The organism is Halomonas ventosae (assembly GCF_004361885.1).
GTDB lineage: Bacteria > Pseudomonadota > Gammaproteobacteria > Pseudomonadales > Halomonadaceae > Halomonas > Halomonas ventosae_C.
In genome coordinates this window covers 1-23,660 of sequence record NZ_SNWH01000011.1, presented here as the reverse complement: position 1 = coordinate 23,660, position 23,660 = coordinate 1, and the positions used below count along the sequence as shown (strand labels likewise).

Annotated in this window: 26 protein-coding genes and 1 tRNA gene; 11 read left to right on the top strand and 16 right to left on the bottom strand. The window is 63.5% G+C overall.

All coding sequences use genetic code 11. The features are described 5' to 3' along the window. Positions 1-26 precede the first annotated feature (26 nt). The 5 genes from DFO68_RS09655 to DFO68_RS09635 form a co-directional block, all read right to left on the bottom strand. On the bottom strand, positions 27-878 hold the full coding sequence (locus DFO68_RS09655; RefSeq protein WP_208107399.1) for a DUF2797 domain-containing protein: 852 nt from the start codon (positions 876-878) through the stop codon (positions 27-29). After that, on the bottom strand, positions 862-1,137 hold the full coding sequence (locus tag DFO68_RS09650; protein ID WP_133483456.1) for a YeaC family protein: 276 nt from the start codon (positions 1,135-1,137) through the stop codon (positions 862-864). The genes DFO68_RS09655 and DFO68_RS09650 overlap by 17 nt, the downstream gene beginning before the upstream one ends. Positions 1,138-1,147: 10 nt before the next feature. Then, complete coding sequence (locus tag DFO68_RS09645) at positions 1,148-1,999, bottom strand: rhomboid family intramembrane serine protease (RefSeq protein ID WP_133483455.1); 852 nt, start codon at positions 1,997-1,999, stop codon at positions 1,148-1,150. Positions 2,000-2,177: 178 nt separating this feature from the next. Further along, positions 2,178-3,197, bottom strand: coding sequence for a metallophosphoesterase (locus DFO68_RS09640; RefSeq protein ID WP_243726476.1), 1,020 nt, complete (start codon positions 3,195-3,197; stop codon positions 2,178-2,180). Beyond that, positions 3,197-4,078 carry an NAD(+) kinase gene (locus DFO68_RS09635; RefSeq protein ID WP_133483454.1) on the bottom strand — a complete coding sequence of 294 codons (882 nt, stop codon included), beginning with the start codon at positions 4,076-4,078 and terminating at the stop codon, positions 3,197-3,199. The genes DFO68_RS09640 and DFO68_RS09635 overlap by 1 nt, the downstream gene beginning before the upstream one ends. 145 nt (positions 4,079-4,223) lie before the next feature. Between DFO68_RS09635 and DFO68_RS09630 the strand changes: the two genes are divergently transcribed. Then, positions 4,224-5,405, top strand: coding sequence for a glycosyltransferase (locus tag DFO68_RS09630; protein ID WP_243726475.1), 1,182 nt, complete (start codon positions 4,224-4,226; stop codon positions 5,403-5,405). Then, positions 5,405-6,727, top strand: coding sequence for a PIG-L family deacetylase (locus tag DFO68_RS09625; protein ID WP_208107398.1), 1,323 nt, complete (start codon positions 5,405-5,407; stop codon positions 6,725-6,727). Before DFO68_RS09630 ends, DFO68_RS09625 begins: the two co-directional genes overlap by 1 nt. A gap of 117 nt (positions 6,728-6,844) precedes the next feature. On the opposite strand, the gene DFO68_RS09620 is transcribed toward DFO68_RS09625, so the two are convergent. Next, complete coding sequence (locus DFO68_RS09620) at positions 6,845-7,729, bottom strand: DMT family transporter (protein ID WP_133483452.1); 885 nt, start codon at positions 7,727-7,729, stop codon at positions 6,845-6,847. A gap of 92 nt (positions 7,730-7,821) precedes the next feature. Beyond that, positions 7,822-8,352 carry a YqaE/Pmp3 family membrane protein gene (locus tag DFO68_RS09615; RefSeq protein WP_133483451.1) on the bottom strand — a complete coding sequence of 177 codons (531 nt, stop codon included), beginning with the start codon at positions 8,350-8,352 and terminating at the stop codon, positions 7,822-7,824. Positions 8,353-8,643: 291 nt separating this feature from the next. Between DFO68_RS09615 and DFO68_RS09610 the strand changes: the two genes are divergently transcribed. The 5 genes from DFO68_RS09610 (at position 8,644) to DFO68_RS09590 (ending at position 12,643) form a co-directional block, all read left to right on the top strand. Beyond that, complete coding sequence (locus tag DFO68_RS09610) at positions 8,644-9,051, top strand: CBS domain-containing protein (RefSeq protein ID WP_133483450.1); 408 nt, start codon at positions 8,644-8,646, stop codon at positions 9,049-9,051. Between the two features lie 350 nt (positions 9,052-9,401). Continuing rightward, a tRNA-Gly gene (locus tag DFO68_RS09605) sits at positions 9,402-9,475 on the top strand. A 66-nt stretch (positions 9,476-9,541) separates the two neighbouring features. Next, positions 9,542-9,907: a hypothetical protein gene (locus DFO68_RS09600; RefSeq protein WP_133483449.1), complete on the top strand. Its 366-nt coding sequence runs from the start codon at positions 9,542-9,544 to the stop codon at positions 9,905-9,907. A gap of 329 nt (positions 9,908-10,236) precedes the next feature. After that, positions 10,237-11,727, top strand: coding sequence for a sodium/proline symporter PutP (gene putP / locus DFO68_RS09595; protein ID WP_133483448.1), 1,491 nt, complete (start codon positions 10,237-10,239; stop codon positions 11,725-11,727). A 280-nt stretch (positions 11,728-12,007) separates the two neighbouring features. Beyond that, complete coding sequence (locus tag DFO68_RS09590) at positions 12,008-12,643, top strand: OmpW/AlkL family protein (RefSeq protein WP_133483447.1); 636 nt, start codon at positions 12,008-12,010, stop codon at positions 12,641-12,643. Between the two features lie 94 nt (positions 12,644-12,737). Here DFO68_RS09590 and DFO68_RS09585 read toward each other — a convergent pair whose 3' ends face one another. Continuing rightward, positions 12,738-13,070 carry a YqcC family protein gene (locus DFO68_RS09585; protein ID WP_133483446.1) on the bottom strand — a complete coding sequence of 111 codons (333 nt, stop codon included), beginning with the start codon at positions 13,068-13,070 and terminating at the stop codon, positions 12,738-12,740. Positions 13,071-13,356: 286 nt separating this feature from the next. Between DFO68_RS09585 and DFO68_RS09580 the strand changes: the two genes are divergently transcribed. The 4 genes from DFO68_RS09580 to DFO68_RS09565 all read left to right on the top strand — a co-directional run bounded on the left by DFO68_RS09580 (position 13,357) and on the right by DFO68_RS09565 (position 16,338). Continuing rightward, positions 13,357-14,382 carry a DUF3549 family protein gene (locus DFO68_RS09580; protein ID WP_133483445.1) on the top strand — a complete coding sequence of 342 codons (1,026 nt, stop codon included), beginning with the start codon at positions 13,357-13,359 and terminating at the stop codon, positions 14,380-14,382. A gap of 24 nt (positions 14,383-14,406) precedes the next feature. Further along, positions 14,407-14,844: an ATP-dependent zinc protease family protein gene (locus DFO68_RS09575; RefSeq protein ID WP_133483444.1), complete on the top strand. Its 438-nt coding sequence runs from the start codon at positions 14,407-14,409 to the stop codon at positions 14,842-14,844. 31 nt (positions 14,845-14,875) lie between these two features. Then, positions 14,876-15,784 carry a 30S ribosomal protein S6--L-glutamate ligase gene (rimK, locus tag DFO68_RS09570; RefSeq protein ID WP_133483443.1) on the top strand — a complete coding sequence of 303 codons (909 nt, stop codon included), beginning with the start codon at positions 14,876-14,878 and terminating at the stop codon, positions 15,782-15,784. 107 nt (positions 15,785-15,891) lie between these two features. After that, positions 15,892-16,338 carry a hypothetical protein gene (locus DFO68_RS09565; protein WP_133483442.1) on the top strand — a complete coding sequence of 149 codons (447 nt, stop codon included), beginning with the start codon at positions 15,892-15,894 and terminating at the stop codon, positions 16,336-16,338. On the opposite strand, the gene DFO68_RS09560 is transcribed toward DFO68_RS09565, so the two are convergent. The 8 genes from DFO68_RS09560 to DFO68_RS09525 all read right to left on the bottom strand — a co-directional run. After that, positions 16,259-17,041, bottom strand: coding sequence for a SanA/YdcF family protein (locus DFO68_RS09560; protein WP_133483441.1), 783 nt, complete (start codon positions 17,039-17,041; stop codon positions 16,259-16,261). The two genes, DFO68_RS09565 and DFO68_RS09560, sit on opposite strands and share 80 nt — an antisense overlap. Positions 17,042-17,061: 20 nt before the next feature. Beyond that, on the bottom strand, positions 17,062-17,634 hold the full coding sequence (gene sufT, locus DFO68_RS09555; protein ID WP_133483440.1) for a putative Fe-S cluster assembly protein SufT: 573 nt from the start codon (positions 17,632-17,634) through the stop codon (positions 17,062-17,064). 19 nt (positions 17,635-17,653) lie between these two features. Further along, positions 17,654-18,895 (bottom strand): cysteine desulfurase, encoded by a 1,242-nt coding sequence (locus DFO68_RS09550; protein ID WP_133483439.1) that lies wholly within the window; start codon positions 18,893-18,895, stop codon positions 17,654-17,656. 3 nt (positions 18,896-18,898) lie between these two features. Beyond that, on the bottom strand, positions 18,899-20,281 hold the full coding sequence (gene sufD, locus DFO68_RS09545; protein ID WP_133483438.1) for a Fe-S cluster assembly protein SufD: 1,383 nt from the start codon (positions 20,279-20,281) through the stop codon (positions 18,899-18,901). Further along, positions 20,278-21,030, bottom strand: coding sequence for a Fe-S cluster assembly ATPase SufC (gene sufC, locus DFO68_RS09540; protein ID WP_133483437.1), 753 nt, complete (start codon positions 21,028-21,030; stop codon positions 20,278-20,280). Before sufC ends, sufD begins: the two co-directional genes overlap by 4 nt. A 191-nt stretch (positions 21,031-21,221) precedes the next feature. After that, positions 21,222-22,664 carry a Fe-S cluster assembly protein SufB gene (gene sufB / locus DFO68_RS09535; RefSeq protein ID WP_133483436.1) on the bottom strand — a complete coding sequence of 481 codons (1,443 nt, stop codon included), beginning with the start codon at positions 22,662-22,664 and terminating at the stop codon, positions 21,222-21,224. Between the two features lie 71 nt (positions 22,665-22,735). Beyond that, positions 22,736-23,197: an SUF system Fe-S cluster assembly regulator gene (locus DFO68_RS09530; protein ID WP_133483435.1), complete on the bottom strand. Its 462-nt coding sequence runs from the start codon at positions 23,195-23,197 to the stop codon at positions 22,736-22,738. Between the two features lie 241 nt (positions 23,198-23,438). Further along, a partial coding sequence (locus DFO68_RS09525) for a transposase (RefSeq protein ID WP_166637549.1) occupies positions 23,439-23,660 on the bottom strand: 222 nt, incomplete at its 5' end.

Genomic DNA, 23,660 nt, shown 5'->3' with positions numbered 1-23,660 from the left:
GCGCTGCTCGCAGGATAGCTCAGGAATCAAGCGGCGACCTTGACCTCGTACCCGGTAAACTTGCGCAGGTTGATCACGCCACTATCGAGGATCAGGTACTGGCCCTTGATGCCCAGCAGGGTGCCGGCCACCACGGGATGCTTGTCGAGATTGTGGGAGACCACCTTGGTGGGAAACGCCAGCACCGGATAGTCGAAGCTCAGCGGCGCCTCATCGAGCAGGCGGATGGCATCTGCGCCAAAACGCTCGCGCAGGTTGGCCAGGCCAGCCTCCAGCCGCGCCAGCAGGCGGTCCCGCTCGGCCACCAGGTCAAGCCGCTCGGTGCGTCCCTTGAGCATGGCACGCCAGTTGGTGCGATCCGAGACCTGCTCCTTGAACAGCACCTCGACGAAGCCCGACTGCTGGCGGGTGCCCACCTCGAGGATCGGCAGGGCCTGCAGCGCCCCCTGGTCGAGCCAGCGGGTCGGCATCTGACTTGCGCGAGTGATCCCCACCTTGAGACCCGAGGTATTGGCCAGGTAGACCACGTGGGGCTGGAAGCAGTGGCGCTCGGCCCACTCGGGCTCGCGGCAGGTGCCTTCGAAGAAGTGGCAGAGCTCCGGCTTCATGATGCAGGTATCGCATTGGGCGAGCCGCTTGAAGCACGGGTAGCAGTGGCCCTGGGCGAAGCTCTTGCGGGTGGCCCGCCCGCAGTGGGTGCAGGTGATGGCGCCGGTCCACGCCAGGCGCAAGGGCTTGCCGAGACAGGCGTTGAGGTCGAGCCGGGCCTCGCCGGCCCGCAACAGGTAACGGGCCGGCGAGCCCGGGGCGATGGCCATTTTGCTCAGGCAGACCTGCAGCGCCGTGGCAGCCTCGATCGACTCAGTCACGGCTGGCATCCCGGGCCAGGCCGGCCCGTTCAGGAGGCACGTCGTTGGCGCTGCCACAGGTGCGTCGCTGCAGGTAGCCGACCCGCTGCGCCTCGGGCACCTGGTTCTCCACCTCGTAGCGCATCACCGCCTCGAGGCACAGCTCGGTTTGCTCGGCCGTCAGCATCCGGCCATCCGGCCACTTGCGCAGTGACACGGCGCGCTTGAGGCTCTCGTAGATGGAGGGAGTCATCTGCTGGATCATGCGATCGAAGGACATCTCGCTCATGAAGGGTCTCTCAGGTTTGACGGCGGGCACGCCCGGCATCATACCAGCCCAGCACCAGCCCCACGACCAGCCCGCCCAGGTGCGCCTCGTTGGCCACGTTGCCAAATCCCACCAGGGCGGCCATGTCGGTCATCGCGAAGACCAGCCAGCCGAGCATGAAGACCACCAGCATCTGGGGCACGAAGAACCCGCTACGCGGCGCGCGGCGTGACATCAGCCAGACATAGGCCAGCAGCGCGAAGTCGACGCCGGACATGCCGCCGAACAGCACGCTGCCGGTGGCGTATTGAGCCAGGTTGGCGCCGATGCCGGCGACCAGCAGCAGCGCCAGCATCCGGGCGCTGCCCTGCAGCGCCTCCACCTGGCGGCCGAAGTACCAGAGCCACAGCATGTTGAAGATCAGGTGCATCCAGCCGAAGTGCAGGAAAGCCGGAGACAGCAGCCGCCATACCTGGCCCGAGGCGAGCGCATCGCCGAGGTTGCCGAAGGCCAGGCCGCCATTGACCACGACCAACGGCACGATAGTCAGCGCCGCGATCACGCGATCACCCAGCACGCCCATGACAGCAAAGACCAACAGGCACAGACCCAGCGCCAGCGAGGTCACCGGCACCTGGCGAAAAGGGCCGAGCCACTCGCCGGTTGGAGGCCTCGCTGCCGCTCCTCGCTCGAGCATCAGCGGCTCATCCTGGCGCCAGCGCTCGAGCAGCCTGAGCATCGCCTCGTGCTGCTCGGGATCGACCAGCCACAACACCTGCCCCTCGCTCTCTTCGGTGATCCGGTGTCCGATGCGATGGGCCCAGAGGGCACGCCGCAGCTCACGGGTGTCGATATCGTGGGGCAGCAGGATCACCCGGTACATGGCCTCTCCAGCAAGTGACGAGCCCGGCATGACGGTGCGCGCAGGCCACGCAAAGAAAAAGTCCGGCGGAGGGGGCCGCCGGACAAGAGCAAGGGATCATTCAAGGGAACACTTACTCTGATGGCGTAGAGGGGCATGAGTTCACTCATGGCACGCGGTTTTTTCGTAACAAATTGTGTCAATCAAAATCGATCTCCCAGGGCCGAGGCCGAGCCTGTTCCTCACGCGGCACCCGCTCCCACACGAAGTGATCGGCATCCAGCCGCTGTTCGCCGCTCCAGCGGTAGGCCACCAGGCGGCCGAACTTGACCGCACTGTAATCCAGACACGCGATGTTGCTGGTGGGCAGGGCCGGGATGCCCTCGCACCAATAGTGGCCGATGAACAGCGGCGGCTGCTCGGGTCCGTAGTAGCACAGCCGGGAGCGCTGCTCTGCGGTTAGCTCGTGGGCTTCCAGGTCGCCCGGCAGGTTGTCCGGCTGGAAGATGACATCGCCCCAGGTCTGTGGCTCCCGAGCCCAGAAGTGAGCCCGGAAGCTGCGCCGAGTGAAGCCGTCGCCCGACTGGATCACCACGCCCTCCGGCAGCGGCAGATGAATGCCGCGGGTCAGTCGGTCGAGGATACGCGACGCCTGGCTCCCCGGCACCACCGACGCGGCCAGGAAGTCCGCATCGATGCGCGCGTCGGGATACTCCCGGCGCAGCGCGTCCACCAGCGGCGGGTCCCAGCAGGCATGCACCACTCGCAGGCCATCGAGCTCCAGGCACAGCGGGATCTCCAGAAACCAGGCAAGCGCCTCCTCCCACTCCTGGGGATGGTCGCGGTACTGTTCCAGGGTCTCCTTGATGATGCGGTTGTGGCGCGGGGTGTGCTCACGCAGCCACTCGCGCCCCGGCTGGCCGGGAGCGCGATGGCAGTAGGCCAGGGCATTGGCCTCGTGGTTGCCCATCACGATGAGGGCCTCACCCGCCTCCACCATGCGCCGGGCGATGCTGACCGCCAGGCGGATACGCGGCCCCCGATCGATCAGGTCGCCGAGGAAGATCACCTTGCGTCGGGGATGACGATAGACGCCGCCACGCTGATGGTAGCCGAGACGCTCGAGCAGTGAACCCAGTGTGGCACCGCAACCGTGGACGTCGCCGATCAGGTCGTAGCCTTCGAGGCTACCTTGCATGCGCACCTCGCTCTCCTTCATCAGTCTCCCAGCCGATTGCTCCAGCCCAGCTTGCTGCGCAGAACCTCGTAGAAGTTGTGGCCCAGCGGATGCACCAGTTGCACTCGGCGAGGCTTGCGACGGATCACCAGCACGTCATCGGGCTTGGCCACCGCACGGGTCTGGCCATCGCAGCTGATATGCGGATAGGTCTGGTTGGTTTCGCCGATATGGATGCGGATCTTGCTGGCGGCATCGATGGCAATGGGTCGGCTCGATAGGGTATGCGGGAACATCGGTACCAGGGTGATCACCTCGAGCTTGGGATGCATGATCGGCCCGCCACCGGAGAGTGCATAGGCCGTGGAGCCGGTGGGCGTGGCGATGATCAGGCCGTCGCTGCGCTGGCTGTAGACGAACTGGTCGTCGATGAACAACTCGAATTCGATCATGCGCACCGCCTTGCCGGGATGCAGCACGACCTCGTTGAGGGCATCGCCATTGCCGACCTGGACATCGCCCCGGTAGAGCTCGGCATCCAGCAGGAAGCGCTCCTCTAGCTCATAGCGTCCCTCGAGCACCTCACCCACGCGCGCCTCGATCTCGTCGGGCGAGATATCGGTGAGAAAGCCCAGCCGCCCGCGATTGACGCCCAACACCAGGGTGCCGGTGTGGCAGAGGGTACGGGCGGCGCCGAGCAGGCTGCCATCGCCACCGACCACGATCACCAGGTCGCAGAGCTCGCCGAGCAGGCGTCGACTGGCCTCGGGATGGCCATGGTCGAGCAGTACCGTGGCGGTCCTGTCCTCGATGATGGCATGGTAGCCACCGGCGTCGAGGAAGCGGATCAGACGCTTGAGGGTATCGACCACCTTGGCGCTGCCCAGGCGACCGATCAGACCGATGTTCTTGAAGGTTGGCATGCGCAGGCCTCTGGCTTCGCGGCCGCCCATTATGGCGACTGGCCAGAAAGCGGGCAAACGCGCCTATGTAGTGGGGAAAACCGACACCAGTCGCGATCCATGATACATTTTGCAAGGCTATGCTCTGCACTCGGTTGGATTCACGTTGCCTACCACTACCCAGCACACACAACGCATACTCATCACCCTGCGGCGTCTCGGCACTGGTGGAATAGAGCAGAGCACACTGACCCTCGCCAACGCCATGGCCGCTGAAGGGCACGAGGTTCACGTGCTGGTGCTCAAGGGCCAGCCAGAGCGACTGCCTGACCCTGACGTCACTGTCCATTGCCGTGACCTCGAGAAGCAGCAACGGCGGAGCGTTATCGGAATGAGCTGGCATGTTCTCAGTCGCCTGATACTGAAACCTTTGCTGCCAGGCTCTGGCTTTGTCTGGCAAGGCCTTCGCTGCAGTCAGGCATTTGAGGCATTCGTGACCGAGTCCGAAGCTCAATACGGCCATTTTGACCTTATCCTGATCCGTGGCCAGGGAGCCTTTGAGCTGCTATGGAAGTTTCGCGACCCACGTGCTTGGCGCATAGCCGAGGCGGTAACCGGACGATTCCACGGCCGACTGGCCAGTTGGCTCACTCGATGCCTCTACCAGCGGCACAAAGTCCTCTGTGTCTCCCACGGTGTCCAGGTGGAACTACACGGCTACCTGCAAAAGAATGGTGCCCACGTTGACGATAGCCGTGTCATCCATAACGCAATACCCCTCCAGCGTCTCAAGCAGCTGGCAATGCAACCACGCAGGCCCGAGATTCAAGGGCCCTACATCGTACATGTCGGCCGGCTGGTACCTGTCAAGAACCAAACACTTTTGCTCCACGCTTATGCAAAGGCGCGGCAATGGGGCCTATCACTGCCCCTAGTAATCATCGGCGACGGTTCTCAACGGCGAGCTCTGCAAACTCTCACCGATCAACTTGGAATCGACAATACCGTACACTTCCTCGGTGAGTTGGAGAACCCATACCCTTGGATGGCCGATGCCGAGGCTTTCGTACTGAGTTCTCGCTTCGAAGGTCTAGGCTTGGTCTTGATCGAGGCACTGGCTCTGGGCACTCAGTGCGTGGCCACTGTTGCTCCGGGGGGCATCCAGGAGGTTCTGGTGGACGAACAACGTCGCCTGCTCGCCACCCCGGATGTTGATAGCCTGGCCGCCAAGCTCTGCGAAGCCGTCGACACTCCTGTGACGGTGCGTCCAGAATGGGCAGAACGCTTCTCGACGCCGCACATCGTCAAGGCCTTCATCGACCTGATCCCCTCGTCCCAAAGCAGATGATGAACATTTCGCGACACGACCATCATCTTCCCCTGCAACCGGATTTGGAACTGCCGATCCATCTCGGGGCCGATGGCCGTCTTTGCATCAACGAGGACAATAGCCCCTCCACCTCGATGGCCACCTACAGTTGGCTACTCGAAGTGGACTACCGAGCGACAGGCCGCTGGAGCATTCCGGCTGTGACCACTCGGCAGGGTGGAAGGGAGCTGTTTACCCAGTATCTGGAGCCCCGCCAATCGGGAAAACGCCTATTGAACCTGACGGGTATCTCGGGAAGTGAGGCGATATTCGTTACCACTAGGCATTGCCGATTGGCCCCGCATGTCAGGTTGCTGGGCTTTCGCCAGCCGGCACTGGATAAAAGGCCGATCATGCTCATTGCTCCTCACCCCGATGATGCAGAGCTCGCTGCCTATGGGTTCTATCGCCGCCATTATGACAATGTCTGGATTATTACCCTGACCGCCGGTGAGCGACAGAAGCGACTGGATCACCAGTATCTGCCCGGCTTGGACGACGATATCCGAAGCGCCAGCTTCCGCAAGGGACGAATTCGGGCCTGGAACAGCGTAACCACTCCCTTGCTGGCGAACGTGCCCGCCGAACGGCTGATCATGCTGGGCTATTTCAACGATACTTTGTCAGAACTGCTGCAAGAACCCGACACCCATATCCCCTCACGTGGGGACTTTGCTCTCACCCCAAGAGAATTCCGAACCTGGAATATGCACCGGTTAAGCTCCGATGCCGCCCTGGAGAATCGCGGCGAACTCTTGCTACAGGACCTGGTCGAGCTCCTGTTATACCTGAAACCCGCCACAGTCGTCGTCACCCACCCTGAGATAGATCCCCACCAAGACCATATCGCGGCAGCCAGAGCCATCGCATCTGCACTCCAACAAGCCGCCCACTATCCCAAACAAGTACTGCTCTATGCCAATCATCTGCGTGGCATACGTGGCTTTCCGCGCGGACCAGCGCATGCCGCTGCTGGCGTATGGCCGCTGTCAATAGCGACGTCCTGCCTGGGCCCATGGAGCTTTTATAGCGAAGTGCTGGACAGAGAATCACAAAAAGAAAAGGCGATGGCTCTGGATACCATGCATGATCTCAGGGCCCGTATGGGGTTGGAAAAACGCATAAAACGCTGGCTAAAGCGGCATGCAAGTGGTCTGGATAAGGTCTCCTGGAAGGACTATGGGGACCACGACTACTTTCAGACCCATATCAAGGCGCATGAAACCTTCGCCATGGTCTCTGGCGAAGCCTTTGTAAAGGGCCTGTCCTCTTCAATCCACACCTTACATTCTTCGCGGTAACATCAAGACCCGCTAACCAATCTCCACCTGCCAGCGCCAGATACGGCTCACCATCCTCCTGATCACCAGAGGGCGATGCGTTACCTTTTTGTTCACGGCCTTGTCGTATGACGGCTGCTATCCGGGGGTGGGAAAGGCCGACGCGAGACGGCGGCGCTTCAGCCACCACTTGTTGAGTGCCAGCGAGCCGACGATGATGGCGCCACCCAACCCCAGGCGCACCAGGTCGGCATCGCGGTTCCAGATCACCAGGTTGACCAGCAGGCCGGCGGGGATCAGGACATTGTTCATGATCGCCAGGGCACCGGCATCGACCCGCGTCGCGCCGAGGTTCCAGAGGAAGTAACCCAGCCCCGAGGCCACCAGCCCCAACCACAGCAGCACGCCCCATTGGACGCCGGTGGTGGGCAGGCCTGACGCACTGCCCAGCAGCGCGAAGGCGGGCACGGCCACCGCCAGGGCGCCGAGATAGAACCAGCCGAACACGCTGTGGCGCGGCAAGCCCTCGGGCAGGCTTGCCGAGAGGCGGCGATAGCCCACCTGCCCTAGGGCGAAGCAGAGATTGGCCCCCTGGACCACCATGAAGCCCACCCAGAAACCGCTGTCGAGGCCCTGATAGCGAATCACCGCTGCACCCAGTACCGCCAGCGACGCGGTCACCAGATAGAAAGGCGTGAAGCGCCCGAAGAGGGCGTCGTCGAGCAGGGCGATGTAAATCGGCGTGAAGATGGTGAAAAGCAGTACCTCCGGCACCGAGAGCAGCAGGAAGGACTGGTAGAAGAAGATGTACATCGCACCCAGCTGCACCGCCCCCAGCCCCATCAGCGCAAGACGCTGGCGACCGGGCAATAGCGAGGGGCGCAGAAAAGGCAGGAACACCAGCGTCGCCAGGCCGATGCGCATCAACACCGCAAAGTAGCTATCTACCTGGCCGGCCAGATAGACACCGATCAGCGAGAACGAGAACGCCCAGAGGGCGGTGACAGCGACGAGAAGGCCCAAGGTCAACTCCTGATGGCAAAGTGGGTTGACGCCGATTATACCCGTCGTTACTGCCGAGCAAAGCCCGCCCGCCGCCAAGCAAGATACGCACCTCAGCGCGCGGTGTGGCGCAGCCACCACAGTGCATATACGACCCCGGGCAGCCAGCCCAACAGGGTCAGCACCAGGCTGGCAGCGATTCGGGCTCCCCCACCCTGAGCAAGACCCACCGCCAGCGGCGGCAACAGCACCGCTAATATGCACAGGGCGAGACGAGTCGTGGCAGGCATCGCCCGCTTCTGCTCCTGGTTTTGATCCTGGCTTGACGAGGCCAGGCTCGGGTCGACCCGAGCCTGGCCGCCCGCCGCCGGTGTAAAGTGCTGGATGGCCTCGCTGTCCTCGTCGTGTTCGAGCGCCCGGCGATGGGCCTGGTGGTCAATCTTCTGGTCTAGTGCCTCGGCGCCCTCGGCCAGCGTCTCGTGGTAGCGCTCCCACTCTTCCCAGTCGAAGGGCGTCCCGGCACGGGGACGTTGCTCTCCGGCTTCCCTAGCGCGCGACCAGGCCTTCTCTTCCAGGGTATTGGGGCGCTCCTGGTCTCGTTGACCATCCAGTCCCTTCTTAGCCATGTACTCCCGAGCATCCATGTGACAACTCCCTTGAGGGTGACAGGCCGACGTCGCGGCCGATCCATTCGAAACAGTGTGCCATATGGGAGACGAGGAGCGTGGCCAGGTTCCTGACCACTACCAACGATCCGGCCAGGATGGAGAAACGTTGGCGACTGGCATACCGGAGTTCGCCGCGAGATCAACTATGCTGGGGACGAGACACGGCTGCGGCCTGTGCCTGGCAACGTGAACGCTGGCTGCAGCCCAGGCCATTACTGCCCGGCACAAACTACTGTCCGGTAACTGTCTTGTACAAGGAGATACGCCATGTCCAACAAGGCCCCCACCACCGTGCGCGAGATCATGTCGCGTGACTGCTACCGGGTCACCGGCACGACCTCGGCCTCCACCCTGGCCGAGGGCCTGGCACTGCATCGCCTGCCAGGGGTCCCGGTGGTCGACGAGCGCGACTACTTGATCGGCTTCATCTCCGAGCAGGACGTAATGGGCAAGGTGCTGGAAAGCTCCTACCTCAACGATGAGCCGCCGCTGGTGCGCGAGTTGATGCGCAATGAAGTGCTCTCGGTAACCCCTAACAAGAGCATTACCGACCTTGCCCAGGAGATGCTTGGTGCCAAGCCCAAGGTCTATCCGGTGATCGAGCAGAACCGACTGGTGGGCATCGTCACCCGCCGCGACGTGCTCAGCGCACTGCTGCGCATGCGTCACTCATGAAACCGGCCTCCCATGAGGCCTAGTCCCGGCATCGGACCTGTCACGACCCAGACACAAAGAAAAACCACCCCATGCGGCATGGCATGGAGTGGCAAAATCGAAAGTGCAAGCTTAGGCAACAGTGTTAGCGACTGCTATCGCGTTGTTGCCTACGCTCATTCAGACAGCGCCACACAGAAAAGTTCGTCAGATTCTCAAAAAACATCATCGACAAGACACTCACCGCTTGAAAGAGCCGTTGATGGCTTTCGACAACCCAGAGAAAAACAGCGGCTTAGCGACGAATGGCCACGAAATCCCCGACGCTGCTTGCAAAGGCTAACCAATTGGTTTTATTATCGATTTCTAACGCGGGTGTAGCTCAATGGTAGAGCAGAAGCTTCCCAAGCTTAAGACGAGGGTTCGATTCCCTTCACCCGCTCCACGAATGGCCTACACCCCCCGCGCACCAACCGGCCCGACAGGGCCCGGCATCAGGGAGCCGCGAAACATGGCCCTTTTCCTGCTGGTCCTGGTCATTTGCCTGGTCATCTTTGGCGGCATGATCGCGCTGCTGATGCTGTCCGGCACCCCGCGCTATCGCACCGAACCCGAGCACATGCTGGAGCTGTTCGACAAGGCCCTGGAGAGTCGCGTCGGCGAGACCGAATGGAACGTCATCATCGGCTATCCGATCCGCCATGATAACTACCTGGACGGGATCAGGCGCCGCGCCCAGCGCCTGATGGATGAGCACGGGCGCCATGGCCGCGTGAGCCGCGGCAAGGCGCTGCTCGACGCCACCGGCCAGGAGGAGCTCGCGGCGCTGCGCGACCACCTGGCGGCACATACCTCGCTGCAACGCCGCCAGGACTGAGCCTCGTGTTGATACCTTGCAGACAGCCTGTGATGCCATGCCCCGGATGGGGTGATGTGATATCCCGCGATTCATCTATCCCACGAGGCTAGACAAAGGTCGAACATTCAACCTCTCGACTGCTTAAAACCACGGAAACGTGAAATCGCGAGGCAAATTCGACAAGCAATACACGGTTTGTCGCCTTACCCTCTATGAACGCCCCACGTCCGCCCTTGCGCTCGCTCGAACGCGTCGTGATGCATACCATCAGCAAGCCGGCCTGCAAGCTTGCCCACCCCCTGTCGACGCTACGCTCGACCTAATAACCAATAAATTGGAGAAGCTTCATGGCTACCGGTGTTTGGATCAGTCTTTTCGTCTATTTTGCGCTCATGATCGCCATCGGTTTTTATGCGATGCACAAATCCACGTCCACCTCCGAGGATTACATACTGGGAGGTCGCTCCCTGAGCCCACAGGTGGCGGCGCTGTCGGCTGGCGCGTCGGACATGAGCGGCTGGTTGCTGCTGGGCCTACCCGGCGCCATGTTCGTCTCGGGCTTGGGATCTGCCTGGATCGGCATCGGCCTGCTCGCGGGTGCGTTGTGCAACTGGACACTGGTCGCACCACGCCTTCGCGAACAGACGGTTCACTATGGTAATGCGATCACCATTCCCGAATTTCTGGCAAACCGGTTTCCGACTCAGGCCATGTCGCTGAGAACGGTCTCCGCTGTCGTCATCGTGGTGTTCTTCGCGGTTTACACCGCCTCAGGGCTGGTGGCGGGCGGCAAGCTGTTTGAAAGCGCCTTTGCCGGCGTGATCAATATTGGTGGCATGAGCGACTATGCGACAGGCGTCATGCTGACCCTGGGCGTGGTACTCGTCTACACCGTGGTCGGCGGCTTCCTGGCCGTGAGCATGACGGACTTCGTGCAAGGCTGCATCATGATGCTGGCCCTGGTGATCATGCCAGCAGTGGTGCTCTTCGGCGAAGGCGGTGGCGGTTTCTCCCAGGCGTCGCAGACTCTGAATGAGGTCGATCCCTCCCTTCTTTCATGGACGGAAGGCCTGACCTTCATCGGCTGGCTGTCTGCGGTGACCTGGGGGCTGGGGTATTTCGGGCAGCCGCATATCATCGTGCGCTTTATGGCCATACGGACGCTCAAGGAGGTTCCAGTAGCCCGTAATATCGGCATGAGCTGGATGCTAATCTCGCTGATCGGGGCGATCTCACTGGGTATCTTCGGTCGGGCTTACGCGATCCGCAACGGCCTGGATGTCGAGGATCCGGAAACCATCTTCATCATCCTGTCGAATCTGCTGTTCCATCCGCTGCTCACCGGCTTCCTCTATGCGGCCCTGCTGGCAGCGATCATGAGCACTATTTCCAGCCAGCTTTTGGTGTCGTCTTCCTCACTGACCGAGGACTTCTATCGTCTGTTCCTGCGTAAGCAAGCAACCGAGAAGGAGACTGTCACCGTAGGACGGATAAGTGTCGTGCTGGTGGGGCTGGTTGCCATGGTGATTGCGTCTGATCCAAATTCCCAGGTTCTGGGTCTAGTCAGCAACGCCTGGGCGGGCTTTGGCGCGGCGTTTGGTCCACTGATCATCCTGTCGCTGATGTGGTCACGCACCAATGGCGCCGGTGCCATCGCAGGCATGGTAGTGGGGGCCCTCACCGTGATGTTGTGGATCTCTCTGGGCTGGAACGCCTCGTTCATGGGCGGCCCCGGCGTATACGAAATCATTCCTGGCTTCATCGCAGCCTTCATTGCCATCCTGGCGGTGAGCAGCGTGACGGTCAATGCGGGGGAATATCAGCACATCACTCGCTGAACGCGCACACTTCCACGTTGGAGGTAGCGAAAGGGCTCCTGCGGAGCCACGCCAAGCCGGCATCGTCGCCTTTCGGTCTCCATCCCCGCTCTGCTTGACGGTTGCCCACAGTCAAGATGAAAAAACATCAGGAGGCGGGCCCGAAAACCGCCTTGCATCCCTTCATGGCAATGACGAGTGAGCCTTGCGCTGGATCAATAATATTCCCATGGCGAGACGCTAGAATACGCTAGTCGCGTTGCCATAAGCAGCCGCGCCTTCGTCAACCAGGAGACGACCCATGCACAAGACCGCTCTTTCCTCTCTACTTGCCGCCGGCTTCGCGGCGGCTGCCTTGACCGCCAGCACTCAGGCATTTGCCTATGGCGCCGGCGACTTCTTCACCCGGGTGGGCGTAGCCAAGGTCGACCCCAAAAGCGACAACGGTGAACTGGTCAATGGCTCCCTCGATGTTGACGTCGAGGATGATAACGGCTTTGCCTTTACCCTGGGCTACCGCTTTACCGACAAATTGGGGGTGGAGCTGCTGGCCGCCGAGCCCTTCGACCATGACATCAGCCTGGGCGACGGGGCCTTAAGCGGCTCCACTGATCACCTGCCGCCGACCCTGACCCTGCAGTACTACCCGCTGGGCGGCACCGCAGCTCGGATCCAGCCCTATGCCGGCATCGGCGTCAACTACACCCGCTTCTCGGATGAGGAAATTAGTATTCCTGGCGCCGATCTTGAGTTGGACAACTCCTGGGGCGCTGCTGGCCAGCTGGGCGTCGACCTGCTGATCGACGACCATTGGGCGTTTAACGCCGCCGCCTGGTACCTGGATATCGATAGCGATGCCAGCCTCGACGGAGAGGACATCGGCAAGGTCGAGGTTGATCCGGTAGTGGTGATGGCGGGGCTCAGCTTTCGCTTCTGATTATCCAGTCAGATAACCCGGCCCGAGCGGCGGACCGGGTTGAGTTTATTGCTGCCATAGGCAAAGTAGCAGGGCATCTCAGGATTCCGCGGCATCAGTTCTCTGTGACCAGGCGGTCGATCTCCTCGACCACCTTGCCCATCAGCAGCCGGTCGCTGGCGCGCGCGCCCTGCTGCTGCAACCAGGCATCCACTGCCGGGGCGACGTCGCAGGTCTCCGGCATCAGCGAGCGCGACTCGACCAGGGCCTCCAGGCGCACGATGAACACGAAGCGCAGCCACTGGGGCAGCGTCATGGTGTCGATGCAGAATGGCTGGACGCTGCGGAAGGCGTCCGGCTCGGGTCGCTCCATGCGCCACAGGCTGGCGGCCTTCATGGTGGCCTCGAGCTCGCGCAGGGCGGTGCCGAGTTCGTCGTGAACGGTCATGGGCAGTCTCTTCGGTGCATGTGGGACCATTATCTCCGTTAGGCCCCGCCACTGGCCACCCCGCGGGGCCTTCCACTGCCTGACCCGCCCTCTTGTGCATAGTGCACAGATATCCTGAACGGGCCTGTGGATAAACACTGGAAAGGTCTCCCCTGGCCGCTTCCCATGGGCCATGGGGCAGACTGGTCAACAACTGACCAACGACGGATCGCGACGAGGCCCCTCTCGGCGGCTGACAGCACCCCGACACCGCGGTAGAGTGCACGGTTCCTGACCCGGAGATAGCATGCAACCGATCCACAGCCTTCACGACTTCTTCCGGCGCAGCGGTGCCGAGGCGAGGCTCTACCACCTCGGACGGCGTGTCGAGCCGTGCTCGCTCGACACCCTGGCCGCCTTCGAAGCCGGCGAGCTGGCCTGGCCGGCCCCCTGGCAGGGCACGGCGCGCCTCGCCATGGTCTTCCGCCTGGGCGACCTGGAGGACCCGCTGATCTGGTTCCTGGCCCTGCCGCTGGACGAGCAGGGCCACCTCGACCCGGCCCCGCGTGACGCCTTCCTGCAGCGCCTGCTGGAGACCCTGGGCCATGGCGTGCGGGGCCTGGGGCGCACGGAGAGCGCCGGGATCGACAACCTGATGAAGGACAACCCTCTGACCTTTACCCCCGCACTGCCCTTCCAGGCCGTGCTGCATGCGCGGGCCAGCCTGGATGCGGGCCTGCCCGCCAGCCAGCACCTCGAGCCGGTCGAGGCCTACCTGACCGGGCAGCAGGCGATCGACTGGCGCGCCCTGGGCCTGCAGGGCCTGGCCGACTTCGCGGTGCGCCTGGATAGGGAATCGAGCCGTATGCTGGCCGCACGCCTGGACACCCTGCCCGGCGAGGTACTGACCTCGCTGTGCTACTGTCTGGAGCATGTGGCGATTGCCGACGAGCTGGCCCGCGCCCTGCGCCGTCGCGGGGAAACGGCAGGCCGCGCCGGGGACATCGAGACCTTCTGCGCCTGCGTGCGGGCCATGGGCGGCGCCTCGACCGAGCTGGCCGGCGCCTGGTTCGACGCCCTGCTCGATGACCCGGACGCCTGCGGTCCCGACCTGCTGGCGGCCATCGCCGGGCGCGGCTGGCGCCACCTGGAGGATGCCGAGCGCCTGCCCCGCTTCCTCGCCCGCCTGGCCGAGACCCCCGGGGCCGACTTCACGGCCGTGGCCCGTGACCTGGCGCTGGTCCCGCGACTGCGCCTGCCGCTGCTGATGACGCTGCGTGAGGCCGTGCCGAATGGCGCAATTGGCCGCCGCCTGACCGGCCTGTCAGGCTGAGCGCAGAGACCTGGGAGCGAGAAGATGAGAGAACTGCCCTACACGCCCAAGGCGGTGATCGGCCGCCGCGAGATGGTCACCCTGCCAGAGCTGCATCTGACGCTGTGCGCCAAGGTCGATACCGGCGCGCGAACCTCGGCGCTGCATGCCGAGGACATCGAATCCTTCGAGGATGACGGCCATCTCTGGGTCAGCTTCACGACACGTGGCGGTGGTCCTGGCACGCCGGCCCATGTTCACCGCATGCACCTGCATGATCGACGGCGGGTGACCAGTTCCAACGGTCAGTCGGAGTGGCGCCACGTGATCCGCACCACCATGCAGCTTGGCAGCCTGGTCTTTCCCGTGGAGCTGAGCCTGACCGACCGTCGCGACATGCGCCATCCGATGCTGCTCGGCCGCCGCGCCCTGCGCCGCCTGCTGGTGGCCCCCGGCGTGGCCTTCCTGCATGGCGAACCCTGACCCTCCCCGGCCATCGAACCTGGAGTCACGAATGCACATCGCGCTGCTATCACGCAATCGCAACCTCTACTCCACGCGGCGCCTTATCGAGGCGGCCGAGCTGCGAGGGCACACTGCGCGGGTGGTCGATACCCTGCGCTGCTACATGAGCATCACCTCGCACCACCCCTCGATCCACTACAAGGGCGAGGAGCTTGAACCCTTCGACGCGGTGATTCCGCGTATCGGCTCCTCGATCACCTTCTATGGCTGTGCGGTGCTGCGTCAGTTCGAGATGATGGGCACCTATGTGCTCAACGACAATGTCTCCATCACCCGCTCCCGCGACAAACTGCGCTCCCTGCAGTTGCTGTCGCGCAAGGGGCTGGGGCTGCCGATCACCGGCTTCGCCCACTCGCCGGACGACATTCCCGACCTGATCACCATGGTCAGGGGCGCCCCGCTGGTGATCAAGCTGCTGGAGGGCACCCAGGGCATCGGCGTGGTGCTGGCCGAGACCAACCAGGCCGCCGAGAGCGTGATCCAGGCCTTCATGGGCATGAAGGCCAACATCATGGTGCAGGAGTACATCAAGGAGGCGAAGGGCGCCGATATCCGCTGCCTGGTGATCGGCGACAAGGTGGTGGCCTCGATGAAGCGCCAGGCTGCCGAAGGCGAGTTCCGCTCCAACCTGCATCGTGGCGGCAGCGCCAGCGTGATCCGCATTACGCCGGAGGAGCGCTCGACGGCGATCCGCGCCGCCAAGGCCATGGGATTGCGCGTGGCCGGTGTAGACCTGCTGCGCTCCAACCATGGTCCGGTGATCATGGAGGTCAACTCCTCGCCGGGGCTGCAAGGCATCGAGACCGCGACCGGCAAGGACATCGCCGGGCTGATCGTCGAACACCTGGAGAAGAACGCCTCTCCGCGGCATAAGGTCCCGCCACGCCCCAAGGGGTGAGTCCTTGGCCCGGACCACTGACGGGTGCCGCAAATAATTGACCTTTTGGGGTGGCAAACGTAAGGCGACAGCCCCACAATCTGCGTCACCGGAGGAGGTGACCACGCATGTTTCTCGATAATCGCCAAGTGGCGATGGACAGTGCCCTTGAGGCAATGGCCGACAGCATCGACTATTTCCAGGATAACCTGGAGCGCCTGGGTCCCACGCTACGCGACAGGCTCGAGCCCCACTATGAGGCGCGCAAGAAGTCGATGCATGAGCTGCAGGAACTGGCGCGTAAGCACCTCAACCTGCTACCGCGCGATGCCGATGTCGAGCGCGACGACTACATGTGGTTGTGGAGCCGGTTAAAGAGCTTCGTCGGCAACGAGAATCAGGTGGTGATCGGCGAGCTGTTGGAACAGGAACGGGTACTAATGCAGGCGCTGTCGACGCTGTTTACCCATCCCCTGCCCGATCCCATGGAGCCGGTCATCGAGGAGTGCTGGAAGGGCTGTCGGGCACTGATCCGCGAGCTGTATCGCCTTCAGAAGCAGCGTCCGAAGCGTTGAGCATGCCACGCGGGAGCAGCAGCCGCTCACGCTCCGGCGGCATGATCTGCAGCGGCTCCAGCGGCCCCAGGAAGTGGGGCTCGCGCTTCCAAAGATAGAGATCCCCCAGGGTGGCCACCCGTGCCACCCACTCGCGAAGCTTCAGTTGCCAGAGCCCGGCCGCGACGCGATCGGGTGCCGCGCAGCCCCTCACCTCCAGACCCAGCGCCTCGCCGATGAACAGCGCCCGCGGCAGGTGCCAGTCCTGAGTGATCAGCAAGGCGCGCTGCACACCGAACACATCGCGGGCCCGCGCCAAAGTGTCGAAGGTACTGAAACCGGCATAGTCCAGTGTCATGTCTTCGTCACGCACGTCGCGACCGCGCAGGTCACGCCACATGGTTACCGGCTCGTTGTAATAGCGGGTGCTGTTGTCGCCGGAGATCAGCAGATGGTCGACGCGCCCCAGATGGATCAGCGCGGCGGCAGCGCCCATGCGTCCTTCGAAGTGCGGGTTGCGCGCCCCACTGCGGGTCCAGTGGGACGTGCCGAAGACGATACCCACGGGCTCGCTGACACAGCGCGCGAGATCGTCCTCGATCTTCCCCTGGGTACGCGCCAGCACATAGAGGTTGGCCAGCACGAACAGCGCCGCCGCCAGCAGCGACAACGCTCCCAGTGACATCAATACCCCCTTGAAGACCTTCCACAATGGCCGGTGCATCGCGCTCCCCGGAGCAGACGCTAGAACATCCCGAGTTCCAGCTTGGCCTCGTCGCTCATCATCTCACGGCTCCAGGGCGGATCGAAGACGATCTCGGTATGGACCTTGCTGATCTGCGGGGCACCGAGGATCTTGTTGCGGGCATCGGCGGCGATCACGTCGCCCATGCCGCAGCCCGGGGCGGTCAGGGTCATGCGGATGGTGACTATGCGCTCGCCGGTGATCAGCCGCTCGATGCGACAGCCATAGACCAGGCCCAGATCGACGATATTCACCGGGATCTCGGGGTCGAAGCAGGTGCGCAGCTGATCCCACACGAACTGCTCGATCTCTTCCTCCGTGGCATCCTCGGGCAGGGTCGGGCGCGGCAGCGCCTCGAGGCCCAAAGCATCCAAGTTGGCTCCCTCGATCAGGTAGAGGCGTCCCTCGTAGCCCACGCTGACGGAGCTGCCCTTGGCCTGCATCACGCTGACCACGCTGTCCTCGGCCAGTGTCACGGTCTTGCCGAAGGGGATGGAGATCGCCTCCACGTCGCGCTGTAGGGGCAACTGCTGGCCCTTGTAGAGGGTAGCCATCTGCTCGATATCGCTCATATCGCCTCCTTGATGGCGCTCAGCGCAGCATGCCGATGACGCGCTCGAGCCCGTCGACGAAGACGTCGATCTCCTCGGGCGTGTTGTAGGCGGCGAAGGATGCCCGGCAGGTGGCGTCCACCCCGAAGTGGGCCAGCAGCGGCTGAGCGCAGTGATGGCCGGTGCGGATCGCCACCCCGAGCTGGTCGATCAACAGTCCGATGTCCTGGGAGTGAGCGCCATCGACGACGAACGATAGCACGCCGGTCTTTTCCGGTGCAGTGCCCAGGATGCGCAACCCCTCGATGGCCCCCACGCCCTGGGTGGCATGCTCGAGCAGCCGAGCCTCCCAGGCGCCGATCAGGCCAAGGCCGATCTCATCAACCCATTGCAGGGCACGCCCCAGGGCGATCACCTCGGCGATGGCCGGCGTGCCGGCCTCGAACTTATGCGGGATGTCGGCGAAGGTAGTCGGCGTCTCGAAGGAGACCATACGGATCATCTCGCCGCCGCCCTGCCAGGGCGGCATCGCTTCGAGTAGTTCGGCCTTGGCGTAGAGCACCCCCACGCCGGTAGGGCCATAGACCTTGTGACCGGAGAAGGCGTAAAAGTCGGCGTCGATGTCGCGCACGTCGATGGCCTGGTGGGGCGCGGCCTGGGCACCGTCAACCAGGATTCGTGCGCCCTGCTCGTGGGCCACCCGCGCCATCTCGCGCACCGGGTTGACGGTGCCGAAGGCGTTGGAGACATGGTTGACCGCCACCAGCCGCGTGCGCTCGGTGACGAGGTCACGGTAGGCCGCCTGGTCGAGCACGCCGCGCTCATCCACCGGGATCACCTTGATGGTGAAACCCAGCTCGCCGGCCAGCAGCTGCCAGGGCACGATGTTGGAGTGGTGCTCGAGGTGCGAGATCAGCACCTCGTCGCCGGGGCCAAGGTTGGTGCGTCCCCAGCTGTTGGCCACCAGGTTGATCGCCTCGGTGGTGCCGCGGGTGAAGACGATCTCGCGGGTCTCGCCTGCGTTCAGGAAGACACGCACCGTCTCGCGGGTCCCTTCGAAGGCTGCCGTGGCCTCGTCGGCCAGGGTATGCAGCCCACGATGGATATTGGCGTTGTAGCGAGCGTAGTAGTCGTCGAACACCTCGATCACCTGCTGCGGGGTCTGGCTGGTGGCGGCGTTGTCCAGATAGACCAGTGGCTTGCCATGCACTTCCCGCTCGAGGATGGGGAAGTCGCGTCGCACCCTCACCACATCCAGCGTCAGGTCGCTGAAGTCGGCCATGGCTCACTCCTCGTTAAGGGCGGTGGCAGCTTCCACCAGACCGGTCAGGTTGAAGCGCTCGGGGAGCTTGCCGGCCACGGCCCGTTCGACCCGCTCGGCGATGACGTCGAGATCGACCTGCTCGAGCACCTCGCCGGCGAAGGCCAGGGTCAGCAGACCGCGGGCCGTCTGCTCGTCGATGCCGCGACAGCGCAGGGCGAACACCGCCTCCTCGTCGAGCTGGCCGGTCGTGCTGCCATGGGAGCACTTGACGTCGTCGGCATAGATCTCGAGTTCGGGCTTGGTGTCGATCTCGGCGCGGTCGGAGAGCAGCAGGTTGGCGTTGCTCTGGTAGCCCTCGATCTGCTGGCTGTCGCGCTTGACCACCACCTTGCCATTGAACACGCCGTGGGCGCGATCGTCGAGGATGCCCTTGTAGTTCTCGTTGGAGAAGGTGCGCGGCGCGTTGTGGTTGACCAGAGTATGGTTGTCCACGTGCTGGCGCCCCTGACCATAGAAGAGCCCGTTAAAGTTAGCTTCGGCACCCTGGCCATCGAGCTCGGCCACCAGGTCGTTGCGTACCAGGCCACCACCCAGGTTCAGGTTGAAGGAGGTGTAACGGCTGTCGCGGGCCTGCTCGACATGGATGCTGGCCACGTGCAGGTCGGCAAGCGGCGCCTCCTGCAGCTTGTAGTGGGTAAGGATAGCGCCGCGCTCGAGGATGACCTCCTCCACCAGGTTGGTGAAGTTGGCGGCGCCCTCCTCGCCGACATGATGCTCGATGACCGTGGCCTGGCTGCGGGAACCCGCCTCGAGCAGGATACGCGGGTGGCTCATCACCGGCGCCTCGCCGGCCCGGGAGAGGAACTGCAGGATGATCGGCTTCTCGACGATGGTGCCAGACGCCAGGCGCAGCACGGCGCCCTCTTCCATGAAGGCGGTATTGAGCGCCGCGAAGGCCGAGAACTCGACCCCGGTGAGCCGACCCAGCGGCCCCCCCACCGCCTCGTGGTTCTCCACCAGCGCCTCGTGGTTCTCCACCAGCGCCCGGGACAGCGGCAGCAACTGCACGCCGTTGGGCAACTCGTCGAGCCGTGACAGCGCCGGGGCGAAGATGCCGTCGACGAAGGTCAGCCGATGGGCCTCCAGAGGCAGGGTCAGACTCGCCGCCGTGGCCGGGGAGAAGTCGGCATCGGTGGCCAGGTGGAAGTCGCCCCGGGCAATGGCCCGCACGTCGGTGTACTTCCATGCCTCGATACGGCGATGAGGAAAGCCCAGCGCCTCGAAGCGGGCGGCCCCCGCCTGGCGACGGGCGGCGATCCAGGTCGGCTCGGCGCCGCGGGCGTTGCTGCGCTCGCTCAACCGGTCGAGGAAGCGTTGCACATCGCTGTGTACGGCATCACTCATGCGGCGGTCTCCTCCTGCACCCAGTCATAGCCACGGCTCTCGAGTTCACGGGCCAGCTCGGCATCGCCGCTCTTGACGATGCGGCCATCGACCAGCACGTGCACGCGATCCGGCACGATGTAGTCGAGCAAGCGCTGGTAGTGGGTCACCAGCAGGATGGCCCGGTCCTCGGCGCGCAGGGAGTTGACGCCATCGGCGACCACCTTCATGGCATCGATGTCCAAGCCCGAGTCGATCTCGTCGAGCATCGCCAGCTTCGGCTGCAGCACCAGCATCTGCAGGATCTCGTTACGCTTCTTCTCGCCGCCGGAGAAGCCCTCGTTGACGGCACGCTGCAGGAAGCTGGTGTCCATCTTCATGGAGGCCACCTTCTCCTTGATCAGCTTCATGAACGCCGGTGCCGGGATCTCACCCAGCCCCTGCGCCTCACGCTGGGCGTTCAGCGCTGCCTTGAGCAGGTAGATGTTCTTCACCCCCGGGATCTCAACCGGGTACTGGAAGCCCAGCAACAGGCCGGCGCGGGCCCGCTCCTCGATCTCCATCTCCAGCACGTCCTGACCCTCGAAGGTGATCGAGCCCTGGGTCACCTGGTAGCCGTCCTTTCCGGCGATCACCGCCGACAGGGTCGACTTGCCGGCCCCGTTGGGGCCCATGATGGCGTGGACCTCACCGGCGTTGATGGTCAGGCTGAGGCCCTTGAGGATCTCGGAACCCTCGACCGTGACGTGCAGATCCTTGACTTCGAGCATGTTGACTACCTTTGATTCGTGGTGAGCCGCCGGCGCGACCCGAAAAAATGATGCTTTCCACTGCGCCAGAGGCGCGTCATGAGCGACGGTCAATCAAGGCGGAGGTCCGACGAGTGCAGCGGAGTTGACTGCTGCTCAATGAGCATGCCGAGGAGGGCCTCCAACACTGAGTGACCGAGCGCAATAGCGCCTTAACCAACAGCGCCTTCGAGGGTAACGTTGAGCAGCGCCTCGGCCTCCACGGCAAACTCCATGGGCAGCTCCTGGAACACGTCCTTGCAGAAGCCGTTGACGATCATGCTCACCGCATCCTCCTCGGAGATGCCGCGGCTCTGGCAGTAGAAGAGCTGATCCTCGCCGATCTTGGAGGTGGTCGCCTCGTGCTCGACGGTGGCGGTGCTGTTGCCGATCTCCTGGTAGGGAAAGGTGTGGGCGCCGCAGGTATCACCGATCAGCAGCGAGTCGCACTGGGTGAAGTTGCGCGCCCCCTTGGCCCGTGGGCCCACCTTCACCAGGCCACGGTAGGACTGGTTGCTGCGCCCGGCGGAGATGCCCTTGGAGATGATGCTCGAGCGGGTGCCCTCGCCAATGTGGATCATCTTGGTTCCGGTGTCGGCCTGCTGGCGGCCGTTGGTCACCGCCACGGAGTAGAACTCGCCGATGCTGTGCTTGCCGCGCAACACGCAGGAGGGATACTTCCAGGTGATGGCCGAGCCGGTCTCTACCTGGGTCCAGCTGATGCGCGAACGGTCGCCGCGGCAATCGCCGCGCTTGGTGACGAAGTTGTAGATGCCGCCCTTGCCGTCCTCGTCGCCGGGATACCAGTTCTGCACGGTGGAGTACTTGATGTAGGCATCCTCGAGGGCCACCAGTTCGACCACCGCGGCGTGCAGCTGATTCTCGTCGCGCTGGGGCGCGGTGCAACCCTCGAGATACGACACCTGGGCCCGGTCTTCACAGATGATCAGGGTGCGCTCGAACTGCCCGGTGTTCTCGGCGTTGATGCGAAAATAGGTGGAAAGCTCCATGGGGCAAGTCACGCCCTCCGGGACGAAGACGAAGGAGCCGTCGGTGAACACCGCGGAGTTGAGCGCCGCGAAGTAGTTGTCGCCCTGAGGCACCACGCTGCCCAGGTACTTCTTGATCAGCTCCGGGTAGTCGCGGATCGCCTCGGAGATGGAGCAGAAGATCACGCCCGCCTCGTAGAGTTTCTCCTTGAAGGTGGTGGTCACCGATACCGAATCGAAGACCGCGTCCACCGCCACCCCGGCCAGGGCCGCCCGCTCGTGCAGGGGAATGCCCAGCTTCTCGTAGGTCTCGAGCAGCTTGGGGTCCACCTCGTCGAGGCTCTGGGGCTTGTCCTCGTCACGCTTGGGCGCGCTGTAGTAGGAGATCGCCTGGTAGTCGATGGACGGATAGTCGAGATGCGCCCAGGAGGGCGGCGTCATCTTCAGCCACTGGTGGTAGGCCTTGAGGCGCCATTCCAGCATCCACGCCGGCTCGCCCTTCTTGTTGGAGATGAAGGCGATGGTGCTCTCGTCCAGGCCGGGCGGTACCGTGTCGCTCTCGATGTCGGTCACGAAGCCTTCCTTGTAATCGCGACGGACAAGCTGTTCCATTTCCTGACTTGCCATGATGTCTCCCCCTCCCGGGCGGTTGGGTCAGCGAGCACTGGCTCGCCTCGGGTAGTAAAATGCTCGTAGGGTCAGGCCTCGACGGCCAGACTCACGCTCTGAATGGGCAGCTGCACCGGCAGCTTGATCGGATCGGTAGCGGCCAGATGCGCCAGGGTCACGCTGTCGAGCAGGGCGCGGATGGCCAGCGAGACGCGCTGCCAGTTGTCCGCCACGCCGCAGGTGGCGGCCAAGTCGCAATCGCCTCCGACCTGGCTGCACTCGGTCATCGCCACCGGCCCCTCGATGGCCGTGATGATGTCAGTGGCGGTGATCCGGGACGCCGGACGCGCCAGCGAGTAGCCCCCCTGGGCACCGCGCCGCGACTCGAGCAGCCCCGCCTTGACCAGCATCTTGAGGGTCTTGCTGACCGTGGGATGGGGCAGCTGGACCGCCTCGGCAAGCTCTGCGGCCGCCTGAGACTGCTCGGGATGGCGGGCGATCTGTGCCATCACCACCGCCGCGTAGTCGGTCAGTCTGGAAAGCTTCAGCAAGGCCTGACTCCCCGGGGGCCATGCCCCTCGTGTTCGATTGAGGACCAGTTTAGTCCTGTATGATTTTGATGTGAAGCCCCGGCGGCCAATCGTGCCGATCACGGCATGTTCAGGGGTGTTATCAAAAATAACGATAATCTGTCGCATTTGATGGCTATTAGAGGGGTCCGCTTACCCGAGAGGCATCAGCACTGCCAATCCGTGCCATTGCGCATCCTCATTCACGGAAAACAAATCCTGATTACGCATAAGGCTCAGCCATCTTCAGGAACCGGTATGGCATCGGCGGTGTTCTGGCGGCGACCGTGAGAAACCGCGGGATCATGGCCTTGAGGTCATAGCGCCGATTGAAGCGATACTCGAATTCGGCCAGGTAGCGTGGGGTATGTTTCCCGCGGATGGCATGGTAGGTGCCGGTGATCGCGTTCTTGACGTTGCCCAGCACCGTGTTGACCCAGTTGAA

Bases quoted from the DNA above. Each gene is read 5' to 3' on its own strand.
- sufD (WP_133483438.1), bottom strand. From the start codon at position 20,281: ATGAGTGATGCCGTACACAGCGATGTGCAACGCTTCCTCGACCGGTTG.
- rimK (WP_133483443.1), top strand. From the start codon at position 14,876: ATGCACATCGCGCTGCTATCACGCAATCGCAACCTCTACTCCACGCGG.
- DFO68_RS09640 (WP_243726476.1), bottom strand. From the start codon at position 3,197: ATGAAGGAGAGCGAGGTGCGCATGCAAGGTAGCCTCGAAGGCTACGAC.
- DFO68_RS09575 (WP_133483444.1), top strand. From the start codon at position 14,407: ATGAGAGAACTGCCCTACACGCCCAAGGCGGTGATCGGCCGCCGCGAG.
- DFO68_RS09565 (WP_133483442.1), top strand. From the start codon at position 15,892: ATGTTTCTCGATAATCGCCAAGTGGCGATGGACAGTGCCCTTGAGGCA.
- DFO68_RS09635 (WP_133483454.1), bottom strand. From the start codon at position 4,078: ATGCCAACCTTCAAGAACATCGGTCTGATCGGTCGCCTGGGCAGCGCC.
- DFO68_RS09580 (WP_133483445.1), top strand. From the start codon at position 13,357: ATGCAACCGATCCACAGCCTTCACGACTTCTTCCGGCGCAGCGGTGCC.
- DFO68_RS09655 (WP_208107399.1), bottom strand. From the start codon at position 878: ATGCCAGCCGTGACTGAGTCGATCGAGGCTGCCACGGCGCTGCAGGTC.
- DFO68_RS09645 (WP_133483455.1), bottom strand. From the start codon at position 1,999: ATGTACCGGGTGATCCTGCTGCCCCACGATATCGACACCCGTGAGCTG.
- DFO68_RS09650 (WP_133483456.1), bottom strand. From the start codon at position 1,137: ATGAGCGAGATGTCCTTCGATCGCATGATCCAGCAGATGACTCCCTCC.
- putP (WP_133483448.1), top strand. From the start codon at position 10,237: ATGGCTACCGGTGTTTGGATCAGTCTTTTCGTCTATTTTGCGCTCATG.
- DFO68_RS09615 (WP_133483451.1), bottom strand. From the start codon at position 8,352: ATGGATGCTCGGGAGTACATGGCTAAGAAGGGACTGGATGGTCAACGA.
- DFO68_RS09610 (WP_133483450.1), top strand. From the start codon at position 8,644: ATGTCCAACAAGGCCCCCACCACCGTGCGCGAGATCATGTCGCGTGAC.
- sufT (WP_133483440.1), bottom strand. From the start codon at position 17,634: ATGAGCGATATCGAGCAGATGGCTACCCTCTACAAGGGCCAGCAGTTG.
- DFO68_RS09600 (WP_133483449.1), top strand. From the start codon at position 9,542: ATGGCCCTTTTCCTGCTGGTCCTGGTCATTTGCCTGGTCATCTTTGGC.
- DFO68_RS09590 (WP_133483447.1), top strand. From the start codon at position 12,008: ATGCACAAGACCGCTCTTTCCTCTCTACTTGCCGCCGGCTTCGCGGCG.
- DFO68_RS09550 (WP_133483439.1), bottom strand. From the start codon at position 18,895: ATGGCCGACTTCAGCGACCTGACGCTGGATGTGGTGAGGGTGCGACGC.
- DFO68_RS09625 (WP_208107398.1), top strand. From the start codon at position 5,405: ATGAACATTTCGCGACACGACCATCATCTTCCCCTGCAACCGGATTTG.
- sufC (WP_133483437.1), bottom strand. From the start codon at position 21,030: ATGCTCGAAGTCAAGGATCTGCACGTCACGGTCGAGGGTTCCGAGATC.
- DFO68_RS09585 (WP_133483446.1), bottom strand. From the start codon at position 13,070: ATGACCGTTCACGACGAACTCGGCACCGCCCTGCGCGAGCTCGAGGCC.
- sufB (WP_133483436.1), bottom strand. From the start codon at position 22,664: ATGGCAAGTCAGGAAATGGAACAGCTTGTCCGTCGCGATTACAAGGAA.
- DFO68_RS09560 (WP_133483441.1), bottom strand. From the start codon at position 17,041: ATGCACCGGCCATTGTGGAAGGTCTTCAAGGGGGTATTGATGTCACTG.